The sequence below is a fragment of the Sphingomonas sp. CFBP 8760 genome, from assembly GCF_014841615.1.
In the GTDB taxonomy this organism is placed as follows: domain Bacteria; phylum Pseudomonadota; class Alphaproteobacteria; order Sphingomonadales; family Sphingomonadaceae; genus Sphingomonas.
In genome coordinates this window covers 38,729-60,082 of record NZ_JACYUG010000015.1, presented here as the reverse complement: position 1 = coordinate 60,082, position 21,354 = coordinate 38,729, and the positions used below count along the sequence as shown (strand labels likewise).

Below are 21,354 nucleotides of genomic sequence, written 5' to 3'. Positions count from 1 at the left end.
GATGTCGCGTTATACCATCAGAGCAAAACTGCTCCTTTGCCTGAGCCTGTTTGCGGTGGCGTTCGTGGCGATGCTGGCCATGTTGCAGGTCGGGCTGGTCCGCAATCAGGCAGCGTTCCAGACGCTGCTGGTGGATCGCATCGAGCCGATGCGCGACCTGAAGATCATCGCCGATGCCTATGCCGTGACGATCGTCGACGCATCGCACAAGGCCCGCAACGGCGGCATGACCTGGGCGGAGGCCGGCCGGTCGGTCGCGGAGGGCCGCGCCCGGATCGATACCCATTGGCGCAGCTATACGGCGACGTCGATCACCGGCCGTGAAGAACGGCTGAAGGAAACGGCCCGACGGACGATGGCGGTGGCCGATGCGGACCTCGACAGGTTGCAGCGCATCCTGCGCCAGACCGACCGGGCCGGGCTGGACACGTTCGTCGTCGACCGACTCTATCCCTCGATCGATCCGGTTTCCGCCGCGATCGGCGAACTGGTCGACGAACAGCTGAAGATCGCCGGTCAGGTGACGCGCCATGCGGAGGAAGCCAACCGGATCGCGCAGATCGTGTCGATCCTGATCGGTGTGGCGGTGGCCGGGGTGTGGCTGTTCACCTTCATCGTATCGCGCCGCAGCATCAGCCAGCCGATCCACCATCTGGCCGCCACGATGGACGCGCTGGCCTGCAACCGGGAAGACACCGCGATCCCCTATCAGGAGCAGCAGGACGAAATCGGTCGCATGGCCCGCGCGTGCGAGGTGTTCCGCGCCCATGCGGCCGAGCGCAGCCGTGCCGAGGAACGGGACGCCGCGACGGTACGCCAGGTGACGGGCGACCTGCGCCTCGCGATCGGCGCGATCGCCAACGGCGATCTCACCCATAAGCTGGTCGATGCGTTTCCCACCGAATACGAACCCGTCCGACATGATTTCAATGCAGCCCTGACCAACCTGCGTGACCTGATCGGCAAGGTATCGGACAGCGCGACCGCGATCCGCACCGGTTCTGGCGAGATCGCGCAGGCCTCCGAAGACCTCGCGCGCCGCACCGAAAGCAATGCCGCCTCACTGGAGGAGACAACGGCATCGATCGCGCAGATCGACGATCGGCTGAAGGCGTCCGCCGTCGCAGCCGGCCGTACCGTCGATCGCGCCGATCAGGCGATCGCCACGGTCGGTGGCGGCCGTGCGGTGGCGGACGAGGCGGTGCAGGCGATGGGCCGGGTATCCGACAGCGCCAAGGGTATCGATTCGGTGATTGAGGGACTCGACAAGATCGCGTTCCAGACGCGGGTGCTGGCGATGAATGCCGCAGTCGAGGCCGGCCGGGCGGGGGATGCCGGGCGTGGCTTCGCGGTGGTGGCCGATCTGGTGTCGGCACTGGCGATGCGCGCCGAAGAGGAAGCCAAGCGCGCGCGTGACCAGTTGACGGTGACACAAACCGATATCATCACCGCGGTCGAGGCGGTGACCAAGGTCGACGGGGCACTCGCCAACATCTCGGGCGACGTGGCGCAGGTCCACGAACTGCTGGCGACGATGGCGGCGGACAATCAGGCACAGTCGGCGGCGATCACCCAGATCTCGGCGGCGATCGGGACGATGGACCGGTCCACCCAGCAGAACGCCGCGATGGTCGAGGAAACCTCGGCCGCCGCGCGTAATCTGGCGGGTGAGGTCGGGCAGCTTGCCGAGCATGCCGGCCGTTTCGTCACCGGTCCGACCACGGCGCGACGCCCCGCCCCCCGTCACTCCCTTTCAGCTTCCCCGGCCGTGCCCGCCGCCGCACGGCCACGGCCTGCCGTCCTTTCTTCGCCGATCGGCGCATAGCCGATGGCGTCGGCCGGCATCGACGACGACCGGCGGCATTTTTAGCGGTGTCGGCCGGGGCTGACACGTCCGCCGCATCCGCCTACAGGCACCTGCATGTCTCGTACCTCTGCCCGTACTAAGGCGCGTGCCGCCGCCCGTCTTGCCGCCGTCCAGGCGCTGTATCAGCATGAGATGGAGGGGACGGCGATCCCCTCTCTCCTGCATGAATTCCACCAGCACCGGATCGGCGCGACGATCGAGGATGTCGAATATGCCGAAGCGGACGTCGATTTCTTCGACGATCTGGTCAAGGGCGCGACCGCGCGTGCCGGCGAGATCGACCTGCTGATCGAGGGGAAGCTGGCGACGGGCTGGACGCTCGTGCGGCTCGACAAGCCGATGAAGGCGATCCTGCGTGCCGGCACCTACGAACTGCTGGCGCGGGGCGACGTGCCGGTCGGCGCGGTCATCAGCGAATATGTCGATGTCGCCCATGCCTTCTACGAGAAGCGCGAATCGGGCTTCGTGAACGGGTTGCTCGATGCGATCGCCAAGGAGGCGCGTTCCTGAGCATTGCCGTTCGAACCCCGATCGGCATGAGATGCCTTGCCATCACCCCGGCCTCCGCCGGGAGGGCGTATGATGGTTGGCGGACGCTTTTCGTGTGCGGGTGGCGGAAAGGGGGAAGCGAGTGAACGAACCCGAATTCCTGGCCGCGCTCCGTACCCTGCCCCTGCATCCCGGTGCGCGGGGATTGCGGGACGATGCGGCGGTGGTCGGTGGCTTCGTGCTGACCACCGATACGCTGGTGGAGGGGGTGCATTTCCTCGCCACCGATCCCGCCGCCGATGTGGCGTGGAAACTGGTGGCGGTGAACCTGTCCGATCTGGCCGCCAAGGGTGCGGCGGTCGAGGGGGTGATGCTCAACGTGCCGCTGTCGGAGGATGGCTGGGATCGCGGGTTCCTCGACGGGCTGCGCGCGGTGCTGGCGGCGTTCGCGGTGCCGCTGATCGGGGGCGACACCGTGTCGCTGCCGCCGGGCGCGGCGCGGGTGCTGAGCTGCACCGCGATCGGCCGCGATGCGCCCGCCCCGTCCCGCACCGGGGCACGGGCGGGCGATGCGCTGTGGGTGACGGGGACGATCGGCGATGCCGGCGCGGGGCTGGCCATCGCGCAAGGGGCGGACGGGCCGGCGACCTTGCGCGATGCGTATCGCCGGCCGCAGCCGCGACTGGCGGCGGGGCGGGTGATCGCGCCCTATGTCCACGCAATGGCGGACGTGTCTGACGGACTGCTGATCGATGCGGCGCGGATCGCGGCGGCCAGCGGGCTGGCGGTGACGGTCGATCTGGGTGCGGTGCCGCTGTCGGCGGCCTATGTCGGGTGGCAGGGCGGGGACCGCGACGACCGGCTGGCGGCGGCGACCGCGGGGGACGATTACGAACTGCTGTTCGCCGCCGATCCCGACTGGATGCCGCCGCCCCTGCCCGATGCCCTGCCCGTCACGCGCATCGGCACGCTGGCGGCGGGGGCCGGGCTGACGCTGCATCATGGCGGCGAACCCGTTCCGCTGCCGGCGCGGATCGGCTGGGAACATGGCGCCGCCGTTTGACTTGCGCAGACCTTCGAAAGGGATAACCTTCCGCGATCCCGACGGACTCGCCCACGATGGCGGATCGCGGGCAGGAGAAGGAGCAGCGGATGACGACGGTCTATCTCGCCATGATCTGCGGTGTCATCGCCGTGGTCTACGGTATCTTCACCAGCGCGCAGATCCTGCGCCAGCCCGCGGGCGATGCCCGGATGCAGGACATCGCCGCCGCGATCCAGGAAGGCGCCAAGGCGTATCTGGGCCGGCAATACACCACCATCGCGATCGTCGGCTGCGTGGTCGCCGCGATCCTGGCGGTGACGCTGGGGTGGATTTCGACGATCGGCTTCGTGATCGGCGCGATGCTGTCGGGCGTGGCGGGCTATGTCGGGATGAACATCTCGGTACGCGCCAACGTGCGGACGGCGGAGGCGGCGCGGACCTCGCTGCAGGGCGGCCTGACCACCGCGTTCCGGTCCGGCGCGGTGACGGGGATGCTGGTGGCGGGGCTGGGGCTGCTGTCGATCGCATCCTTCTTCTGGTATCTGACCGGGCCATCGGGACTGGCACCGGGCGACCGGGTGATCGTGGAGGCGCTGACCGCGCTGGCGTTCGGCGCGTCCCTGATCTCGATCTTCGCGCGGCTGGGCGGCGGCATCTTCACCAAGGCGGCCGATGTCGGCGCCGATCTGGTCGGCAAGGTGGAGGCGGGCATCCCCGAGGACGATCCCCGCAACCCCGCGGTGATCGCCGATAACGTCGGCGACAATGTCGGCGACTGCGCGGGCATGGCCGCCGACCTGTTCGAAACCTATGTGGTGACGCTGGGCGTGACGATGATCTCGATCGCGCTGCTGATCCGCACCGACGCCGCCGACCTGATGCGGCTGATGACGCTGCCGCTGGCGGTGGGGGGCGTGTGCATCATCACGTCGATCATCGGCACCTATGCGGTGCGGCTGGGCCCCATAAAAAATGGAAAGGGGGGCAGCATCATGGGCGCGCTGTACAAGGGATTCTGGACGACGGCGCTGCTGTCGATCCCGGCGATCTACGGGGCGACGCAGTGGACATTGGGCGACATGAACGCGGTGATCGGCGGCGCGGGCTTCCTGGATGCGGGCGGTGACGACCTGACGGTGGGGGCGCAGACGGTGGGCGCGCGCTTCACGGGCATGGACCTGTTCTGGTGCATGTTGATCGGGCTGGCCGTCACCGGGCTGATCGTGTGGATCACCGAATATTACACCGGCACCAATTACCGCCCGGTCCGATCGATCGCCAAGGCATCAGAGACGGGGCACGGCACCAACGTGATCCAGGGGCTGGCGATCTCGCTGGAATCGACCGCATTGCCGACGCTGGTGATCGTGGTGGCGGTGGTCGCCACCTATCAGCTGGCGGGGATCATCGGCATCGCCTTCGCCGCCACCGCGATGCTGGCGCTGGCGGGGATGGTGGTGGCGCTGGACGCCTACGGCCCCGTCACCGACAATGCGGGCGGCATCGCCGAGATGGCGGGCCTGCCCGACGATGTGCGGGCGCGCACCGATGCGCTGGACGCGGTGGGCAACACCACCAAGGCGGTGACCAAGGGCTATGCGATCGGATCGGCCGGGCTCGCCGCGCTGGTGCTGTTCGGGGCGTACACCACCGATCTGCAGACCTATTTCCCCGACGTGACGGTCGATTTCAGCCTGTCCAACCCGTATGTGATCGTCGGGCTGCTGCTGGGTGCGCTGCTGCCCTATCTGTTCGGGGCGTTCGGGATGACCGCGGTCGGCCGCGCGGCGGGCGCGGTGGTGGAGGAGGTGCGCGGGCAGTTCCGCGACAATCCCGGCATCATGGCGGGCACCAGCCGCCCCGATTACGGCCGCACCGTCGATCTGGTGACGCGCGCCGCGATCCGCGAGATGATCGTGCCGTCGCTGTTGCCGGTCGCCTCCCCGATCGTGTTGTACTTCGTGATCACCGCGGTGGCGGGGCAGGCATCGGGCTTCGCGGCGCTGGGGGCGATGCTGCTGGGGGTGATCGTGTCGGGGCTGTTCGTCGCGATTTCGATGACCAGCGGCGGCGGCGCGTGGGACAATGCCAAGAAATATATCGAGGACGGCAATCACGGCGGCAAGGGATCGGCGGCGCACAAGGCGGCGGTGACCGGCGACACGGTGGGCGATCCGTACAAGGACACCGCCGGCCCGGCGGTCAACCCCATGATAAAGATCACGAATATCGTCGCGTTGCTGTTGCTGGCGGTGCTGTCGACGGGGGTGTAGGGGGCCGGAAAGTCACACCGGAAAGTCACGAAAGTCGCATCCTACAGGGGGTCGGGCGCCCTGTTGTCCGCCCCGTTACGACGGGCTTGTTGCGAGCGTGGCGACGCAATCGGGGGCGTCACGCACCGGGCGATGGATTGCTTCGCTGCGCCCGCCATGACGGGAGGCGGGCGGGACGGGTCGGGGCGGTGACATCCTTCCCTATCGCGCCGGGGCGGGCGGGATCGGGGTGTATTGCGCGGACAGCAATTGCCAGCGGCCGCCGGCCCGCCGCGCGACATAGCGGACGCGGATCGACCGGGTGATCCCGCCGGGCAGCATGAAGGATTGGCGGCGCGTGACCAGCGCCATGTCGCCGCCGGCGCGCACGACCGTATCGTCGGCGGTCATCGCCGGTGCCGGCCGGCGCGCGGCGGGGGCGTAGAAGCCCAGCACCGCCGCGCGCGGATCGACGGTGCCGACCGGCGAGATTTCCTCGTAATCCGGTGCCAGCGTCGCGGCGAGCGCGACCGGATCGAACCGCGTGCGCGCGTCCTCGAACCGGTCGACCAGCGCCTGCACCGCCTTGTCCTGCGCCGCGACCGGTGACGCCGCCAGCATCGCGACCGATGCGATGATCCGTGATGTTGTCCGCATGAACCCTGTTCCCCCCTGCCCGCCCCGTATCCGCCCCGTATCCGCCCGCGCGGGATACCGTCAGTCTGACCCAAGCCACCATGGGGAGCGTCGCGAAGCAACCCAGCGCCGGATCAGGACGCCCTGGATCGCTTCGCTCCGCTCGCCACGACGAACAGGCGGTTCAACCTGATGTCATCCAGTTGTAGGCGCAAAGCCGGGGTGTAGGACAGGGGCAAATCGAGCGATCGGTTCGGTTCGGGACGCCGGATCAGGTCTGGTGCCAGAACAGGAAGACGCGGACCGTGCCGTCACCGGTGGGCGCGAAACCGATGTTCAGCCCTTCGCTGTCGTTGCGACGCCAATTGACCTGCCGCGTCTTCAGCCCCTTGGCAGCCTACGGATTCCATCCTCCGTCTCGTGGCCCCATCAGGGGTTTGGCCTCCTCGGAGAACTCCAGCGGGTGGGGTGCGCGGCGGACGATCCCGTCCAGAGTCAAATGACGTCAGATTGATCCGTCATGGCGAGCGCAGCGAAGCAATCCAGTGCCGGACCAGGACGCCCTGGATTGCTTCGCTCCGCTCGCCATGACGAACATCCGGATCGACCTCATGTCATCTCGCTCTAGAAAGACTTTCCAGTCTGCTTCCGACATCGTCACTGGTCGGTTGCGGTGGTGGCCATCGACGATATGTCATCATCATTCTCCGCAAGCAGCGTTGACGGATCATATCAGCCACCCGTCATCGGACCAGTTGACCCAAGGATGGGATGGCGGATCGCTCCGGACCCGGTCGGTACAGCAACGCCAGCGATCATGGGCGCGACCTGATCCGACGCGATCAGGAGCGCGAGGACGGGATCGTCGATCTCCCTCGCGGAACAGGAAGTCGCGGTACGGATCGGCGGGTCGGCCGCCATGGTGCGCGGCATGATATCGCCGGGGCCCAGCGCCTTTTCCCCTCTCCTGACGAACGAACCCGCCCCCTCCCGAGGGAGAAGGCGGGTCCGTATCGTCACTCCCGTGACGGGGGGCGCTTCATCGGCATGGGCCGTTGGCACCGTTCCGGTCGCGGGCGACCCGGCGGATCGCCACCGGTCGTTCGTCGATGTCGGGACGTCGCGCCATGGCGGCGGACGCCTCCGACATCGCCGGGATCACATGAAGATCGCGCGGGCGACGCGGACGAAATGCTCCGAATCCACCGTCGTTGACTGGTCGCCGATCAATTTCTCCATGACGACGGCGATCGCCAGGTCGCGACGGGCGCCCGAGCGCGACGCATCTGCCGCCGCCAGCGCCGCCGGCAGTTCGTCACGGGTCAGATCCGTGCAGTAGGAGGGCGAGCCGCCCTGCTGGCGCCACGATTCGGCCAGCGAGCCGGCATCCACCGCGTCGAGGCCAGTGTCTCCCACCAGCGCCATGGCGACGGCGCGGTCCGAATCGCTGTCGGCGGCGACCGGGATGGCGATGCGGCCGGGTTCGCCCGCCGGCTTGCCCTTGGTCGCCAGCGATCCGGCGCTGATGGCGTTCCACGCCTTCACCACCTTGCGGCCCAGCTGCGCCGAGACCCACTCGCTTTCAGGCTGGCCCTCGACGATGGGCGCGATCTCGCCGTCGCGACCCGGATAATAGTTCGACGTGTCGATGATGACGGTGTCCGGGGACACATCGGCGATCAGCGGCGCGAGGCCCGGGATACGGTCGAGCGGAATGGAGAGGATCAGTGCGTCGATGTCGACGATGGCATCCGCTGCGGTGACGGCCTTGGCGCCCGACGACAGGATGTCCGCGTCGATCGTCTCCGGTCCGCGTGAATTGGCGACCTTCACGTCGTGGCCGGCCGCGCTCAGCTTCTGAACGAGGGTCTTGCCGATGTTGCCGGTGCCGAGAATACCGATTTTCATGTCATGTTTCCTTGTTTAAGTTTCAGTCCGCGCCCGGTTAACGGATCGCGTCCAGCCTGCGACGAAGGTCGTCGAGATCGCTTGCTGTTGGTTGACAGGCCGCCTTGATCTGGGCGGTGACGCCCAGAACCTGAGGCCCGAGTGCACGACCGCGTGGCGTCAGTTCGACCATCACGCGGCGTTCGTCGGCCGGGTCGCGCGTGCGCGTCACCAGACCGGCCGCGTCCAGCCGCTTCAGCAGCGGCGTGATCGTTCCCGTATCCATGTCGAGCCGGCTGCCGAGCGCACCGACGACGAGCGGCGACTTACCCAGCAATTCCAGAATGACGAGATATTGCGGGAACGTCAGGCCGAGTGGCTTGAGGATCGGTTTGTGCATCCGCGCGACCCGATTGGCCGCGCTGTACAGCGCAAACGAGATCTCCGTTCCAACATTATGCCCGTCTGAATCCATGGTGTAATCTAGTCCGCTATTGTCTAGTGCAATAGGTAATAATGTCCCCTGCGTCTGTCAAGGGCCGATCCGGTCGGAATGGCGATGATAAATGCCGGTCGGCGCCATCCGGGCGGCGGCCGGTGACGATCGTCGCGATGACCGAGGTTCGAGCGGGGCGATCGGGCGCAGACCCCGTGCCGGTCACGCACACACGAAAAACCCGCCCCCGCCATGACGGCGGGAGCGGGTTTCACATCCCCTTGCAGGGCAGACGGGGTTCAGGCGGTACGCGTGCCCGACATCGGGAAGCTGCCGAACGCACCCGCACCGACGGTGCCGACCAGCGTGTCGCCGTCGATCGTCGCCTCGCAGTCGAGCGTCATCGGCATCGGCACGGTCATGCTCTGCTTCCAGCCGATCCGGTTGCCGTCGACGGTGCCGGTCACGTCCATGCTGCCCATCGCGCCCGACACGTCGCCGGTGAAGCCATCGCCTTCGCTGCGGACGGTGAGCGTCATCTTCTGATCGCCCAGCGGCGATTTCACGGTGCAGTCGTAGCTGCCATCGACGGTGGCCATCGGCTCTCTCCTTACTTCGCGGGCGCCGGCGCCGGGGCGGCGGCGGGGAGGCCCAGCGAACTTGCCGTCACCAACTCGACCGGCATCCCCAGCGTGTCAAGCTGCGGCTTCACCTTTGTCGCCTCGCCCACCACGATCCAGGTGATGCGCGACGGATCGATCGCCTGGCTGATGGTGGTGCGCAGCTGAGGCAGCGTCAGCGCGCGGTAACGCTGTGCGATCGTGGCGTAATAATCGTCGGGCCGCTTGTAGAGATCGTTCTGCTGCATCGCCGACAGCACCGCGCCCGAGGTTTCGAACTGGCCGGACGACGACCGGATCGCGCCGTTGATCGCCAGGTCGAACTCCGCATCGGTCATCGGCTTGGTGGTGAGGAACTCCTTCACGTCCTGTTGCAGCGCGGCGATCGACGGACCCGTCTTGTCCGCCTGCACCGGCGCCCGCATCAGATAGGGCGCGGCGAATTCGGCACGCTGGAACCCGCCGTTGACGCCGTAGGACCAGTGCTTGCCCTCGCGCAGATCCATGTTGATCCGGCCCAGGAAGCTGCCGCCCAGCGCATCGTTGGCGGTCTGCACCGGCAGCAGTTCCTGCGTGCCGGTCAGCCCGTTGCTGACCGCGCCGGTGATGAGCGACTGCGGGCTGCCGGGCCGGTCGAACAGCAGGATGCGCGGGCGCGTGGCCGGCGGCGTGGCGGACGATGCCTTGGCAGGCACCGCGCCGGTGCCGCGCCAGTCGCCGAACCGTGCGTCGAGCGCGGCCTTCACCTCGGCCAGCGGACGATCGGAGACGACGAAGATCTTCGCCTTTTCCGGCCGCAGCCATGCCTGCTGGAACGCGACCAGATCGGCGCGGGTCAGCGCCGCCACCGCCGCAGGATCGCCGCCGCCCTGCGCCTTTTCATACGGGGTCCCCGCCGCGACGATGCGCGGGACGATGCGGCCGGCGATGCCGGCGGGGTTGGTCAGCTCCTGCTGGATCTCCGCCAGCCGCTGGTTCTTGATCCGCGCGACTTCCGCATCGGCGAAGGCGGGGTTGCGGGCGATGTCGGCGAGCAGGTCGAGCGCGGGGTTGAGGTTGGCGCTGGGCACGCCCATCGTCAGCACCGTGCGGTCGAGCGACAGGCCGGTGCCGATCGACGCGCCCAGCCGTTCGCGCGCCTGGGCAAGGGCGTTGGAGTCGAGCGTCGTCGTCCCCTCGTCCATCATGTCGAGCGTCACCTGCTCGGTGCCCAGCTTGCCGGCGACATCGGCGGCATAGCCGGCATCGAAGCTGACGACCGCCTGCGTGACCGGCACCGCGGTACGCTGTGCATAGACCACCTCGATCCCGTTGCGCAGACGGGTGCGGGTGACGGCGGGGAAGCTGAGCCCGGCGATCTCACCGACCGCGGGCAGCGCGCCGCGCGTGCCCTTAGCGGGCTGTTCGGGGGCGGCCGCGACCGGCACGGCGGCGGGGACCTGCGCCTCCTGATAGGCGTCGCGATCGCCCGGCACGACGTTGATCGCCAGCACCGGACGGGTCAGCCACTTGTTCGCCGCCGCCTTCACCGTGGCGGGGGTCTGCGCGGCGAGCGCCGCCAGCTGCTTCTTGTAGAAGCCCGGATCGTTCGAATAGAGCGCGCCTTCGGCCAGCGCGACCGCCTTGCCGCCGAAGCCGCCGACCGATTCCAGCCCGCGGATACGCCGCGCCACCGTGGAGGTGACGAAGCGCGACACCTCGTCCGCGGTCGGCCCGTCCTTCAGGAACTGCGCGGTCACCTCGTCCAGCCGCTTCGTCGCCAGCGCGACGTCGACACCCGGCCGCACCAGCCCGTCGATCGAGAAGGTGCCGATCTGCGCGAAGGCGTTGCTGTCGGCGGATACCTGCGTGAACAGCTTTTCCTTGCGGACCAGTTGGTCGGTCAGCCGCGACGAGGCGAGCCCGCCCAGCACGCCGGCCGCGACATCGAGCGAGGCGGCAGCGGGATCGTTGAGCCCCGGCGTCGCCCAGTTGCGGGTGATGAGCGTCGCGGCCACGCGATCACGGATCGTCTCGTTGACGGGTGCGGGCAGCGTGACGACGGGGGCGGCGGGCAGATTGCTCTTCGGCCCCGCCTTGATGCTACCGAAATACTTCTCGGCCAGCGACCGGGCGGTGGCGACGTCGACATCGCCCGCCAGCACCAGCACCGCGTTGTTGGGGCCGTAATGATCGCGGAACCAGTCCTTCACCGTCTGCACGCTGGCAGCATCGAGATCGGCCATCGAGCCGATCGTGTCATGGCCGTAGGGGTGGGTGGCGGGGAACAGCCCCTCGGTGATCTTGTAGCCGAGCAGGCCGTAAGGCTGGTTGTCGCCCTGCCGCTTCTCGTTCTGGACGACGCCGCGCTGTTCATCCAGCACGCCCTGCGTGATCGCGCCGAGCAGATAGCCCATCCGGTCCGATTCCAGGAACAGCGCGCGTTCCAGCGCGGCGGTCGGCACCGTTTCGAAATAGTTGGTGCGATCGAAATAGGTGGTGCCGTTATAGTCGGTGGCGCCGACCTGCTTGAGCGGTTCGAAGAAGTCGCCGGGCGCATTCTCCGACCCGTTGAACATCAGATGCTCGAACAGATGCGCGAAGCCGGTCCGGCCCTTGGGCTCGTGCTTGGAGCCGACATCGTACCACACGCTGACCGCGACGACGGGCGCCTTGCGATCGGTGTGGACGACGACGCGCAGGCCGTTGGCCAGCGTGAAGGTCTGATAGGGGATGTCGACCTGGCTGACGAGGCTGGCGACCGGCGCGGCGGCGGCGACCTTCGTCTGGGCGTGGACGGACGGGATGAACGCAATCACGGCGGCGCCGACGAGGGCGGCGGACTTGAACGACATGCGACATGGGCTCCTGCTGGATGGCGTGTGGTAAGCATCGAAACCGCCCCTGTGCAATGGGCTTCGCTCCACTACATCGCCGGTGAGCCGGTTTATTTCCGCGACCACTTGTGTGCTATATTGGCAACACTATCTTGGCATGAAGGCAACAGGACCGATCATGAACCTCGAAAAATTCACCGACCGCGCCAAGGGCTTTCTACAGTCCGCGCAAACCGTTGCGATCCGCATGAACCATCAGCGGATGGCGCCCGAACACCTGTTGAAAGCGTTGCTGGAAGACGAGCAGGGCATGGCCGCCGGGCTGATCCAGGCGGCCGGCGGCGAGCCGCGACGCGCGGTGGCGGACGTCGACGCGGCACTCGCAAAGATACCCGCGGTGAGCGGATCGGGCGCGCAGGGCTCGCCCGGGCTCGACAACGACTTGGTGCGGGCGCTCGATTCGGCGGAGCAGATCGCCAGCAAGGCCGGCGACAGTTTCGTCACGGTCGAGCGGCTGCTGGTCGCGCTGGCGCTGGCGACGACGACCGCGGCGGGCAAGGCGCTGAAGGCGGCGGGGGTGTCGCCGGAGGGGCTGAACACCGCGATCAACCAGCTGCGCCAGGGTCGCACCGCCGATACCGCGGGCGCCGAGGACCGGTACGATGCGCTGAAGAAGTTCGCGCGCGACCTGACGCAGGCGGCGCGCGACGGCAAGCTGGACCCGGTGATCGGCCGTGACGAGGAAATCCGCCGCACCATCCAGGTGCTGGCGCGCCGCACCAAGAACAATCCCGTCCTGATCGGCGAACCCGGCGTCGGCAAGACCGCGATCGTCGAGGGGCTGGCGCTGCGCATCGCCAATGGCGACGTGCCCGACGGGCTGAAGGACAAGACGCTGATGTCGCTCGACATGGGCGCGCTGATCGCGGGCGCGAAATATCGCGGCGAGTTCGAGGAGCGGCTGAAGGGCGTGATCGACGAGGTGAAGGCCGCCGAGGGCGACATCGTGCTGTTCATCGACGAGATGCACCAGCTGATCGGCGCGGGCAAATCCGAGGGCGCGATGGATGCGGGCAACCTGCTGAAACCGGCGTTGGCCCGCGGCGAACTCCACTGCGTCGGCGCGACCACGCTCGACGAATATCGCAAGCATGTCGAAAAGGACCCCGCGCTGCAGCGGCGGTTCCAGCCGGTGTTCGTCGGCGAGCCGACCGTGGAGGACACGATCAGCATCCTGCGCGGATTGAAGGAGAAATACGAACTGCACCACGGCGTGCGGATCACCGACGGATCGCTGGTGGCGGCGGCGACGCTGAGCAACCGCTACATCACCGACCGCTTCCTGCCCGACAAGGCGATCGACCTGATGGACGAGGCCGCCAGCCGCATCCGCATGGAGGTGGAGAGCAAGCCCGAGGAGATCGAGGGGCTGGACCGCCGTATCCTGCGCCTGAAGATCGAGCGCGAGGGGCTGCGCCGCGAAAGCGACGAGGCGAGCCGCGACCGGCTGGAGACGCTGGAGGGCGAACTGGCCAATCTGGAACAGCAGTCCGCCGAACTGACCACGCGCTGGCAGGCGGAGAAGGACAAGATCGGCGCGGAGGCGAAGCTGAAGGAGCAGCTGGACGCCGCACGGCTGGAGCTGGAACAGGCGCAGCGTGGCGGCGACCTCGCCCGTGCGGGCGAGTTGTCCTATGGCACGATCCCGCAATTGCAGAAGCTGCTGGCGGCGGCCGAGGGCCAGACCCAGGGCGCGATGCTGCGCGAGGAGGTGACCGCCGACGATATCGCCGGCGTGGTCAGCCGCTGGACCGGCATCCCCGTCGACCGGATGCTGGCGGGCGAGCGCGAGAAGCTGCTGCGCATGGAGGAGACGATCGGCAAGCGCGTGATCGGGCAGGCGGAGGCGGTGCGCGCCGTCTCCACCGCCGTGCGCCGCGCGCGGGCGGGGTTGCAGGACCCGAACCGGCCGATGGGCAGCTTCCTGTTCCTGGGGCCGACCGGCGTGGGCAAGACCGAACTGACCAAGGCGCTGGCCGAATTCCTGTTCGACGACCCCAACGCGATGGTGCGGATCGACATGAGCGAATTCATGGAGAAGCACGCGGTGGCGCGGCTGATCGGGGCGCCGCCGGGCTATGTCGGCTATGAGGAAGGCGGCGTCCTGACCGAAGCCGTGCGCCGCCGCCCCTATCAGGTGGTGCTGTTCGACGAGGTGGAGAAGGCGCATGGCGACGTGTTCAACGTGCTGCTGCAGGTGCTGGACGACGGGCGGCTGACCGATGGCCAGGGGCGGACGGTGGATTTCAGCAACACGCTGATCGTGCTGACCTCGAACCTGGGCGCGCAATATCTCGCCAATCTGGACGAGGGGCAGGACGTGGAGGCGGTGGAGCCGCAGGTGATGGACATCGTCCGCGCGCATTTCCGCCCGGAATTCCTCAACCGGCTGGACGAGGTGATCCTGTTCCACCGGCTGGGACAGGCGCATATGGGCCCGATCGTCGATATCCAGGTGGGGCGCGTCGGCAAGCTGTTGGCGGACCGCAAGGTGACGCTGGACCTGACCGACGCGGCGCGCGCGTGGCTGGGCCGGGTGGGCTACGACCCGGTATACGGCGCGCGACCGCTGAAGCGCGCGGTGCAGCGGCATTTGCAGGACCCGCTGGCGGACATGATCCTGCGCGGCGAGGTGAAGGACGGCACGACCGTGGCGGTCGACGAGGGCGACGGCAAACTGGCGCTGGTCGTCGGGTGATACGAAAAGGGGCGACGCATCGCTGCGCCGCCCCTTTTTGGTTTATCGATCGATCCGATCAGCGGCGCGGTTCGCCGAGGCGGATGCCGAAGGTGACCCGCACCGAGCGCGGCGGCTGGTAGCCGGTCACGTTGCGGTACTGCGAGTTGAGCGTGCCGTCGGCATTCTCGCCGAACTCGTTGTAATCGACCTTCGACTTCCAGTTGAGGATGTTGAACACATCGACGCTGACGAAGCTGCCCGGCAGATCGGCGATGTCGTACTGGATGTTGGCGTTCACCACCTTGCGCCAGTTGCTCTTGAACGCCGAGCCGCGGTTGACGAGGAACGTCGGACGCCCCGTCGCCGGATCGACGAACTGCTGACGGTCGGCAAAGGCCGGCTGCGCGCAGTAGAAGGTGGCATCCTGATAATCGGCGGCAGGGTCGGCGCCATTATAGTAGGTACCGATGCACGAGAAGTTGCGCGGCGATTCGAACGTGGCGTTCACGCCGACCCGGAAATTGTCGGTGAAGCCATAGCTGCCGAACAGCTTGAAGGCATGTTTGCGCTGGTTGGCAAGCGTACCATAGGCACCTTCGAGCAGCCCGGGCTGGTCAAAATCCTGCGTCAGACCGGCATCGTCCTGCCCATTGTCGGACTTGACCGCCCCTTCGTAGTTACCACGCAGCTTGGTCCAGGTGTAGGAACCGCCGATACCCCAGTTGTTCGTGAACGCCCTGGCGAAATCGAACTGGATGCTGTCATATTTGCGCACCGCCTTCGGATAGCCGAGCCGGGCGCGATCCAGCGTCACGACATCGCACTGGCCCGCGATCGTGCAGTCGCCGTCCAGTCGCACGGTGATGTCGGATCCCGGATTGGCCAGCACATATTGGTGGAACCCGTCCCACACGTCGCCGCAGCCGGCGATGTTGTTCTCGGCGCAATAGGCGTTGACCGCCTGATCGATCGCCACGTCGTCCAGCGTCTCCTTCAGGCGACGGTTGATGTAGGTCAGGCCGAACGACCAGTCGCTCAGCCGCTGGCGCACGCCGAAGGTGAATTCGTCGGTCGAACTGGGCGTCAGCCCCTGCGCGATCAGCGTGTCGGTCGGACCGGGGCGGCCATCGGACAGCACCGCACTGCACCGCTCGCCCGCATTCGGCCCGACATCCGGACAGGCGATGCCGCCGAGATTGGCCCCGAGTGCGGGCGCGCCGCGATCGTCGAAGACCAGCCCCGCCGGGATCGCGGCACTGCCGGGCGTCACGCCCGCCGGATAGGCGAAGCGCTGGCGGTAGAAGTTCTCCGCGCCGCCGAGCCGGATGTTGGTGTTGGTCGCGATCGGCAGGAAATAGCGGCCGTAGGTGGCATTGATCGTCGTGCGGCGATCGCCGAACACGTCGAACTGCGCACCCAGACGCGGTGCCCAGTTGCTGCCCGACTTGTAATAGGTCTCACCGCTGATCGCATCGTTCGAAAACCGATCGTTGCGCACGCCGAGCTGAAGATTCAACCGCTCGTCGAACAACGACCAGGCATCCTGTAGATAATAAGACTCGTTTTTGGACCGGAACGTGCCCGTATTCTCATAATAGGAACGCTGGATCGCACTGCGGGTAAGCAGATAAACGTAGTTGCTGCCGCCGGTATAGACCGTGTCGGTGAACGAGGTCAGCTTTTCCTGTTCGTAACCGAAGCGGAAGTGATGGGTGCCGAACGCATTGACATAGACGTCGCCATCCGCCCGGAAGAACTTGCGGGTATCGTCGTCCTGCGTCTGCTGGCTGACGATGCCACCGACCAGGCTGGTGGTGCCGGTCAGCGAACTCTGCACGAAGGCATTGTTCGGCGACGGGGTCAGCGAGCGCTTGTCATGGTTTTCGCCGTAGGAGGCCGACAGGGTCAGCCAGTTGGTGAACTGGCCGGTGTAGGTGCCGACGAAATTGTCGCCACCCTGCTTCTCGATCACCCGGCCCGTCCGCGCGCCATATTGTCCCGTCGCTGCATCGAAGGCGTCATAGGAACTGGTGAAGGTCTGGGCGTTGCGGAAATAGGTGCCTTCCAGCCGATGGCCGTCGGCGATCACCGCGTCGATCTTGCCGCCGAAGAAGGGCGAATCGTTGACCTGCGTCACGCGCCGCGCGTTCAGGAAGCTGGTGTTCTGCGACTTGGAATAGTTGGGGTTGTACAGGCCATAGAAGAACAGCCGGTCCTTGATGATCGGGCCGCTGAGGTAGAAATTGGCCTCCACATTCTCGGCATAATCGCGTTTGTTGAAATCGGCATAGGTGTTGGGGCTGTCTTCGCGCAGCGCGTTGGGCGAATAGGTGACGAGCGCGCCGGCCTTGAAGGTGTTCGACCCCGCCTTGGTCACGACGCTGGTGAAGCCGCCGAGTACGCGGCCATATTCCGCCGACAGGCCGAAGGTCTTGATGTCGAGCGACTGGTAGAATTCGATCGGCGGATTGTTGCTGCCGACGAAGTTGCGGAAATTGGTGACGTTCAGACCGTTCACATAATAAGCGTTCTCCGCCACCGTCGCGCCGCTGAGCGAGGCAAGGTTGCCGAACGCCGTGTCGCCCGCGGTGGTGCCCGGCGCCAGCAGGATCAGCGAGGTCAGGTCGCGCGCGACGGGCACGGTCTGGAGGACGTTGGTGACGTTGCCGAGATTCAGACCGCCCGTGGTGGTGCCGAAATCGTTGCCGCGCTCCGCAGTGCCGACGACGACGATCTCGTCACCGCCCTCGGTCGGGGCGGTGCCCGCCGGCGGGGTGGCGCCGGCGGCGGCGACGCGGAAGGTGTAGCTGTTGCTGGCGCCGGCGTTGATCGCGATCTGGCTGACGGCGGTGTCGCCGTTCGCGGACGTGACGGTGACGGTGTAGGTGCCGACCGGCAGCGACGGGACGCGGAAGTTGCCGCTGTCGTTGATCGTCGCGTTGCGGGTGAAGCCCTGCGCATCGGAACGGAGCACCACCGTGCCACCGGGCGCGGACTGGCCGGCCTGATCGACGACGACGCCTGACAGCGAACCGGTGGTGAAATCCTGCGCCGCCGCCGGGGCCGCCGCGCCGACCAAAGCGATGCCCGCCCCGAGCGTCGCCAACGCACACAGTGCCGAACCGCCGCTCAATACTCGACGTGCCATGCTCATGTAAGTCACTGATGCTTCCCTTACCGTGTCGCCACCGCCGCCTATTTGACGTTACGGTCCCGAAATATGTCGCCGCTCGGCCAATCAAAGGCTGCGGACCAATGACAAAGGGATGGATAGCTGTCGGATTTTTGTAAAGCGATGCCGCTTCAGGCCATCGCATTTCGAAAAACTGTCTCTTTTCTGCAACGTATGTCAGTATGGGCCCGATACTGCCTCGGCACTGATCGCCCTTGATCTGTCCGGCGAAGCGCGACTTAACTGCCGTGCTGCCGGACCGTCCGGCGCGGGCAAGGGGAGGATCGATGCGCAAGGCCATCATCGCGGTGCTGCTGACGCTGGGTGCCGGTGCGGCGCATGGACAGGAGCCACCGCGTATCAGGGTGGAGGGTGGCATGCTCGCGGGGTCGGTGGGAGACGACGGGACCGAGCGGTATCTCGGCATCCGCTTCGCCGCCGCCCCGGTCGGCGAATTGCGGTGGCAGGCGCCGCAACGAGTGTCACGCTGGCCGGGGGTACGCAGCGCCGCGGCATTCGGGGCGCGGTGCATGCAGCTGCCGCTCTATCGCGACATGGCGTTCCGGTCGCCGCCGCCGGCCGAGGATTGCCTTTATCTGAACGTCTGGACCCCGGCGACGCGGCCGAAGGGCGGCGGGCGGTTGCCGGTGCTGTTCTATATCCATGGCGGCGGGTTCCAGGCGGGTGACGGCTCCGAGAAACGCTATGACGGCGCGGCGCTGGCGGCGCGTGGCATGGTGGTGGTGACCGCCAACCACCGGCTGGGCGTGTTCGGCTTCCTGGCGCACCCCGCGCTGACGGCACAGGGGCGCAGACGGGGCGCCGGCAATTTCGGATTGCTGGATCAGGCGGCGGCGCTGGCATGGGTGCGTCGCAACATCGCCGCCTTCGGGGGCGACCCCCGGCGGGTGACGATCGGCGGCGAAAGCGCGGGATCGATGTCGGTCAGCGCGCTGATGGCCTCCCCCCTCACCCGCCGCCATATCGCCGGCGCGATCGGGGAAAGCGGCGCGCTGATCGGCGGCGTCGGGGCTATGCCGCTGGTCGATGCCGAGGCGCAGGGCAAGGCGTTCGGCGATGCGCTGGCGGCCCCAACGCTGGCGGCATTGCGGGCGATCCCGGCGGATCGCCTGCTTGCGGCGCAAGGCACCGCGCCGGCGCGCTTCTCGCCCACGATCGACGGCACGATGCTGGTCGAGCCGGTGGAGGCGACCTTCGCGAACGGGCGGCAGGCGCGGGTGCCGCTGCTGGTCGGCACCAACTCGCAGGAGGCGGACCATCGCGCGGTGCTGGGCGACGCGGCGCCGACCGTGGCAAACTATCGCGCCGCGCTGGTGCGGCTATATGGTGACCAGGCGGGGACGGTCGCGGCACGCTATCCCGTGGCCGACGACACGCAGGTCGTGGCCGCCGCCACCGCCCTGGCGAGCGACCGGTTCCTGGGCTGGCCGACCTGGCGATGGTTCGACCTGCACCGGCGCAGCGGCGCGCCGACCTGGCTCTACGAATATCGTCGCGTCCGGCCGCGGGCAGTGGACGACACCAGCGGCCGACCCGCACCATGGGGCGCGGTGCACAGCGCCGAGATCGAATATGCGCTGGCCAACCTGACCACCAACCCCGCCTATGCCTGGACCGACGAGGATCGCCGCGTGTCGCAGGTGATGAGCGGATACTGGACCGCCTTCGTCAGAACGGGCGATCCCGACGCCACCGGCCTGCCCCGCTGGCCGGTCGCCCCGGCGGACGGATCGCCGATCATGCGGCAGGTGATCGACGTCGACACCGCCGCCCGCCCCTTTCCCGAACAGGATCGCCATGTCGCGATGACGCCACTGATGGCGGCACCGCGGCGATGACCGGAACGCTGGGCCTCGATTTCGGGACGACCAATTCCGTCGCCGCCGTCGCCTCGGGCGATGGCGCCGCGCTGGTGACCATCGCCGGCCCCGATGGCGGCGAGGCGGTGTTCCGGTCGGCCTTGTGCTTCTGGGAGGACGGGGACGAGGCCGGCGGACTGGGCGTGGCGGCCGGGCCATGGGCGATCCGCGAATATCTCGACTTTCCGGAAGGCAGCCGCTTCATCCAGTCGTTCAAGTCGGTGGCCGCCAGCGCCAGTTTCGAGCATGCCACGATCTTCGAGCGGCGGATGCGCTTCGAGGATCTGGGGCGGCAGTTCGTCGCGAAGATGGCGGCACATGCGGGCGGGGCGATGGACGGGGGCGCCACGCGCGTCGTGGTCGGCCGGCCGGTGGCGTTCGCGGGCAGCCGCCCGGACGAGGCGCTGGCCAAGGCGCGCTACGACGCGGTGTTCGGGTCGCTGGGGGCGGAGGTCCATTATGTCTACGAACCGCTGGGCGCGGCGTTCAGCCATGCCGCGACGCTGACCGACCCCGCCACGATCCTGGTCGCCGATTTCGGCGGCGGCACCAGCGATTTCTCGGTGGTGCGGGTCGAGGCGCCGGGCGCGGCGCGGCGCTGCGTCCCGCTGGGCCATGCCGGGATCGGCATCGCCGGCGACCGGTTCGATACCCGCATCGTCGACCATCTGGTGATGCCGATGCTGGGCAAGGGCGGACAGTATCGATCGTTCGACAAGATACTGGACATACCGGGCGGCTATTTCAGCGATTTTTCCGACTGGTCGCGCCTTGCCCTGATGCGCAACCGCCGCACGCTGGCCGCGCTGGACACCCTGCGCCGCGCCGCGATCGATCCCGAGGCGATCGGGCGGATGATCGCGGTGGTCGAGCAGGAACTGGGCTATCAGCTGTACGACGCGGTCGGCCGGCTGAAGCGCGCGCTGTCGACCGCGGAGGAGGCCACGTTCCGGTTCGAGGGCGCGGGGCTGGCGATCGAGGCACTGGTGACGCGCGCGGCGTTCGAGGCATGGATCGCGCCCGACATCATGCGCATCGAGCAGACGGTCGACCGCGCGCTGGCCGCCGCGGGCACCGGGGACGCCGCGATCACCCGCGTGTTCCTGACCGGCGGCACCTCGCTGACCCCGCGCATCCGCCGGCTGTCCGCGGACCGGTTCGGCGAAGAACGGATCGCGACCGGTGGCGAACTGACATCGATCGCGCACGGGCTGGCGCTGATCGGGCGGCAGAACGACATCGCGGCCTGGGCGAGCGGGTGACGGCGCGGCATGGGCGGGCGGGTGAATGGCGGGAAGCGCCCGGACCCGGACATTGCGGCTGAAAATCTATATTCCTGAAAGCCGTCATTCGCACGCCGCGACCATTCCCGTCTCTGCGTCTCCGAGCGACAATTCGGGAAAGCCGACGCCTCAAGCGCCCTCAAGCAGGATCAGCAGGGCGACTGTTCCGCAATGGGTTCGTTTGTGAGAAAGTCGGTGGCCCGTGCGGGATCATTCGCTTCGTAGAAGCTA

Annotated in this window: 14 protein-coding genes; 7 read left to right on the top strand and 7 right to left on the bottom strand. The window is 67.6% G+C overall.

All coding sequences use genetic code 11. From position 1 onward, the window contains the following. Nucleotide 1: 1 nt before the first annotated feature. From IFT82_RS16040 to IFT82_RS16025, 4 genes are all read left to right on the top strand, one after another. Nucleotides 2-1,825 (top strand): methyl-accepting chemotaxis protein, encoded by a 1,824-nt coding sequence (locus IFT82_RS16040; protein ID WP_192128648.1) that lies wholly within the window; start codon nucleotides 2-4, stop codon nucleotides 1,823-1,825. Between the two features lie 96 nt (nucleotides 1,826-1,921). Beyond that, nucleotides 1,922-2,377, top strand: a complete 456-nt coding sequence (gene nusB, locus IFT82_RS16035) for a transcription antitermination factor NusB (protein ID WP_192128646.1) — start codon at nucleotides 1,922-1,924, stop codon at nucleotides 2,375-2,377. 121 nt (nucleotides 2,378-2,498) lie between these two features. Continuing rightward, nucleotides 2,499-3,419 (top strand): thiamine-phosphate kinase, encoded by a 921-nt coding sequence (thiL, locus tag IFT82_RS16030; RefSeq protein ID WP_192128644.1) that lies wholly within the window; start codon nucleotides 2,499-2,501, stop codon nucleotides 3,417-3,419. 89 nt (nucleotides 3,420-3,508) lie between these two features. After that, on the top strand, nucleotides 3,509-5,674 hold the full coding sequence (locus IFT82_RS16025) for a sodium-translocating pyrophosphatase (RefSeq protein WP_192128642.1): 2,166 nt from the start codon (nucleotides 3,509-3,511) through the stop codon (nucleotides 5,672-5,674). A gap of 201 nt (nucleotides 5,675-5,875) precedes the next feature. On the opposite strand, the gene IFT82_RS16020 is transcribed toward IFT82_RS16025, so the two are convergent. From IFT82_RS16020 to IFT82_RS16000, 6 genes are all read right to left on the bottom strand, one after another. Continuing rightward, nucleotides 5,876-6,310: a nuclear transport factor 2 family protein gene (locus tag IFT82_RS16020; RefSeq protein WP_192128640.1), complete on the bottom strand. Its 435-nt coding sequence runs from the start codon at nucleotides 6,308-6,310 to the stop codon at nucleotides 5,876-5,878. A 711-nt stretch (nucleotides 6,311-7,021) separates the two neighbouring features. After that, nucleotides 7,022-7,210 carry a hypothetical protein gene (locus IFT82_RS20580; RefSeq protein WP_207105809.1) on the bottom strand — a complete coding sequence of 63 codons (189 nt, stop codon included), beginning with the start codon at nucleotides 7,208-7,210 and terminating at the stop codon, nucleotides 7,022-7,024. A gap of 237 nt (nucleotides 7,211-7,447) precedes the next feature. Continuing rightward, a complete protein-coding gene (locus tag IFT82_RS16015) occupies nucleotides 7,448-8,197 on the bottom strand; it encodes an NADPH-dependent F420 reductase (protein ID WP_192128638.1) in 750 nt (249 codons plus the stop codon). Between the two features lie 37 nt (nucleotides 8,198-8,234). After that, nucleotides 8,235-8,651, bottom strand: coding sequence for a MarR family winged helix-turn-helix transcriptional regulator (locus tag IFT82_RS16010; RefSeq protein ID WP_192128636.1), 417 nt, complete (start codon nucleotides 8,649-8,651; stop codon nucleotides 8,235-8,237). Between the two features lie 260 nt (nucleotides 8,652-8,911). Then, entirely contained in the window at nucleotides 8,912-9,211 is a 300-nt protein-coding gene (locus IFT82_RS16005; protein ID WP_192128634.1) for a hypothetical protein, read from the bottom strand. 11 nt (nucleotides 9,212-9,222) lie between these two features. Continuing rightward, on the bottom strand, nucleotides 9,223-12,066 hold the full coding sequence (locus tag IFT82_RS16000) for a M16 family metallopeptidase (RefSeq protein WP_192128632.1): 2,844 nt from the start codon (nucleotides 12,064-12,066) through the stop codon (nucleotides 9,223-9,225). A gap of 160 nt (nucleotides 12,067-12,226) precedes the next feature. On the opposite strand from IFT82_RS16000, the gene clpB reads away from it, so the two are divergent. Further along, the gene (gene clpB / locus IFT82_RS15995; protein ID WP_192128630.1) at nucleotides 12,227-14,806 is read left to right on the top strand and encodes an ATP-dependent chaperone ClpB; all 2,580 of its coding nucleotides are present in this window, start codon (nucleotides 12,227-12,229) and stop codon (nucleotides 14,804-14,806) included. Nucleotides 14,807-14,864: 58 nt separating this feature from the next. Here the strand turns inward: clpB and IFT82_RS15990 are convergent, their stop codons facing one another. After that, on the bottom strand, nucleotides 14,865-17,921 hold the full coding sequence (locus IFT82_RS15990; RefSeq protein WP_207105808.1) for a TonB-dependent receptor: 3,057 nt from the start codon (nucleotides 17,919-17,921) through the stop codon (nucleotides 14,865-14,867). Nucleotides 17,922-18,247: 326 nt separating this feature from the next. Here IFT82_RS15990 and IFT82_RS15985 point away from each other — a divergent pair, with 326 nt between their 5' ends. Further along, complete coding sequence (locus IFT82_RS15985; protein WP_192128626.1) at nucleotides 18,248-19,819, top strand: carboxylesterase/lipase family protein; 1,572 nt, start codon at nucleotides 18,248-18,250, stop codon at nucleotides 19,817-19,819. Then, nucleotides 19,816-21,102: an Hsp70 family protein gene (locus tag IFT82_RS15980; protein ID WP_192128624.1), complete on the top strand. Its 1,287-nt coding sequence runs from the start codon at nucleotides 19,816-19,818 to the stop codon at nucleotides 21,100-21,102. Before IFT82_RS15985 ends, IFT82_RS15980 begins: the two co-directional genes overlap by 4 nt. Nucleotides 21,103-21,354: the final 252 nt, after the last annotated feature.

Bases quoted from the DNA above. Each gene is read 5' to 3' on its own strand.
- IFT82_RS16040 (WP_192128648.1), top strand. From the start codon at position 2: ATGTCGCGTTATACCATCAGAGCAAAACTGCTCCTTTGCCTGAGCCTG.
- nusB (WP_192128646.1), top strand. From the start codon at position 1,922: ATGTCTCGTACCTCTGCCCGTACTAAGGCGCGTGCCGCCGCCCGTCTT.
- IFT82_RS16025 (WP_192128642.1), top strand. From the start codon at position 3,509: ATGACGACGGTCTATCTCGCCATGATCTGCGGTGTCATCGCCGTGGTC.
- IFT82_RS16020 (WP_192128640.1), bottom strand. From the start codon at position 6,310: ATGCGGACAACATCACGGATCATCGCATCGGTCGCGATGCTGGCGGCG.
- IFT82_RS20580 (WP_207105809.1), bottom strand. From the start codon at position 7,210: ATGGCGGCCGACCCGCCGATCCGTACCGCGACTTCCTGTTCCGCGAGG.
- IFT82_RS16015 (WP_192128638.1), bottom strand. From the start codon at position 8,197: ATGAAAATCGGTATTCTCGGCACCGGCAACATCGGCAAGACCCTCGTT.
- IFT82_RS16010 (WP_192128636.1), bottom strand. From the start codon at position 8,651: ATGGATTCAGACGGGCATAATGTTGGAACGGAGATCTCGTTTGCGCTG.
- IFT82_RS16005 (WP_192128634.1), bottom strand. From the start codon at position 9,211: ATGGCCACCGTCGATGGCAGCTACGACTGCACCGTGAAATCGCCGCTG.
- IFT82_RS16000 (WP_192128632.1), bottom strand. From the start codon at position 12,066: ATGTCGTTCAAGTCCGCCGCCCTCGTCGGCGCCGCCGTGATTGCGTTC.
- clpB (WP_192128630.1), top strand. From the start codon at position 12,227: ATGAACCTCGAAAAATTCACCGACCGCGCCAAGGGCTTTCTACAGTCC.
- IFT82_RS15985 (WP_192128626.1), top strand. From the start codon at position 18,248: ATGCGCAAGGCCATCATCGCGGTGCTGCTGACGCTGGGTGCCGGTGCG.
- IFT82_RS15980 (WP_192128624.1), top strand. From the start codon at position 19,816: ATGACCGGAACGCTGGGCCTCGATTTCGGGACGACCAATTCCGTCGCC.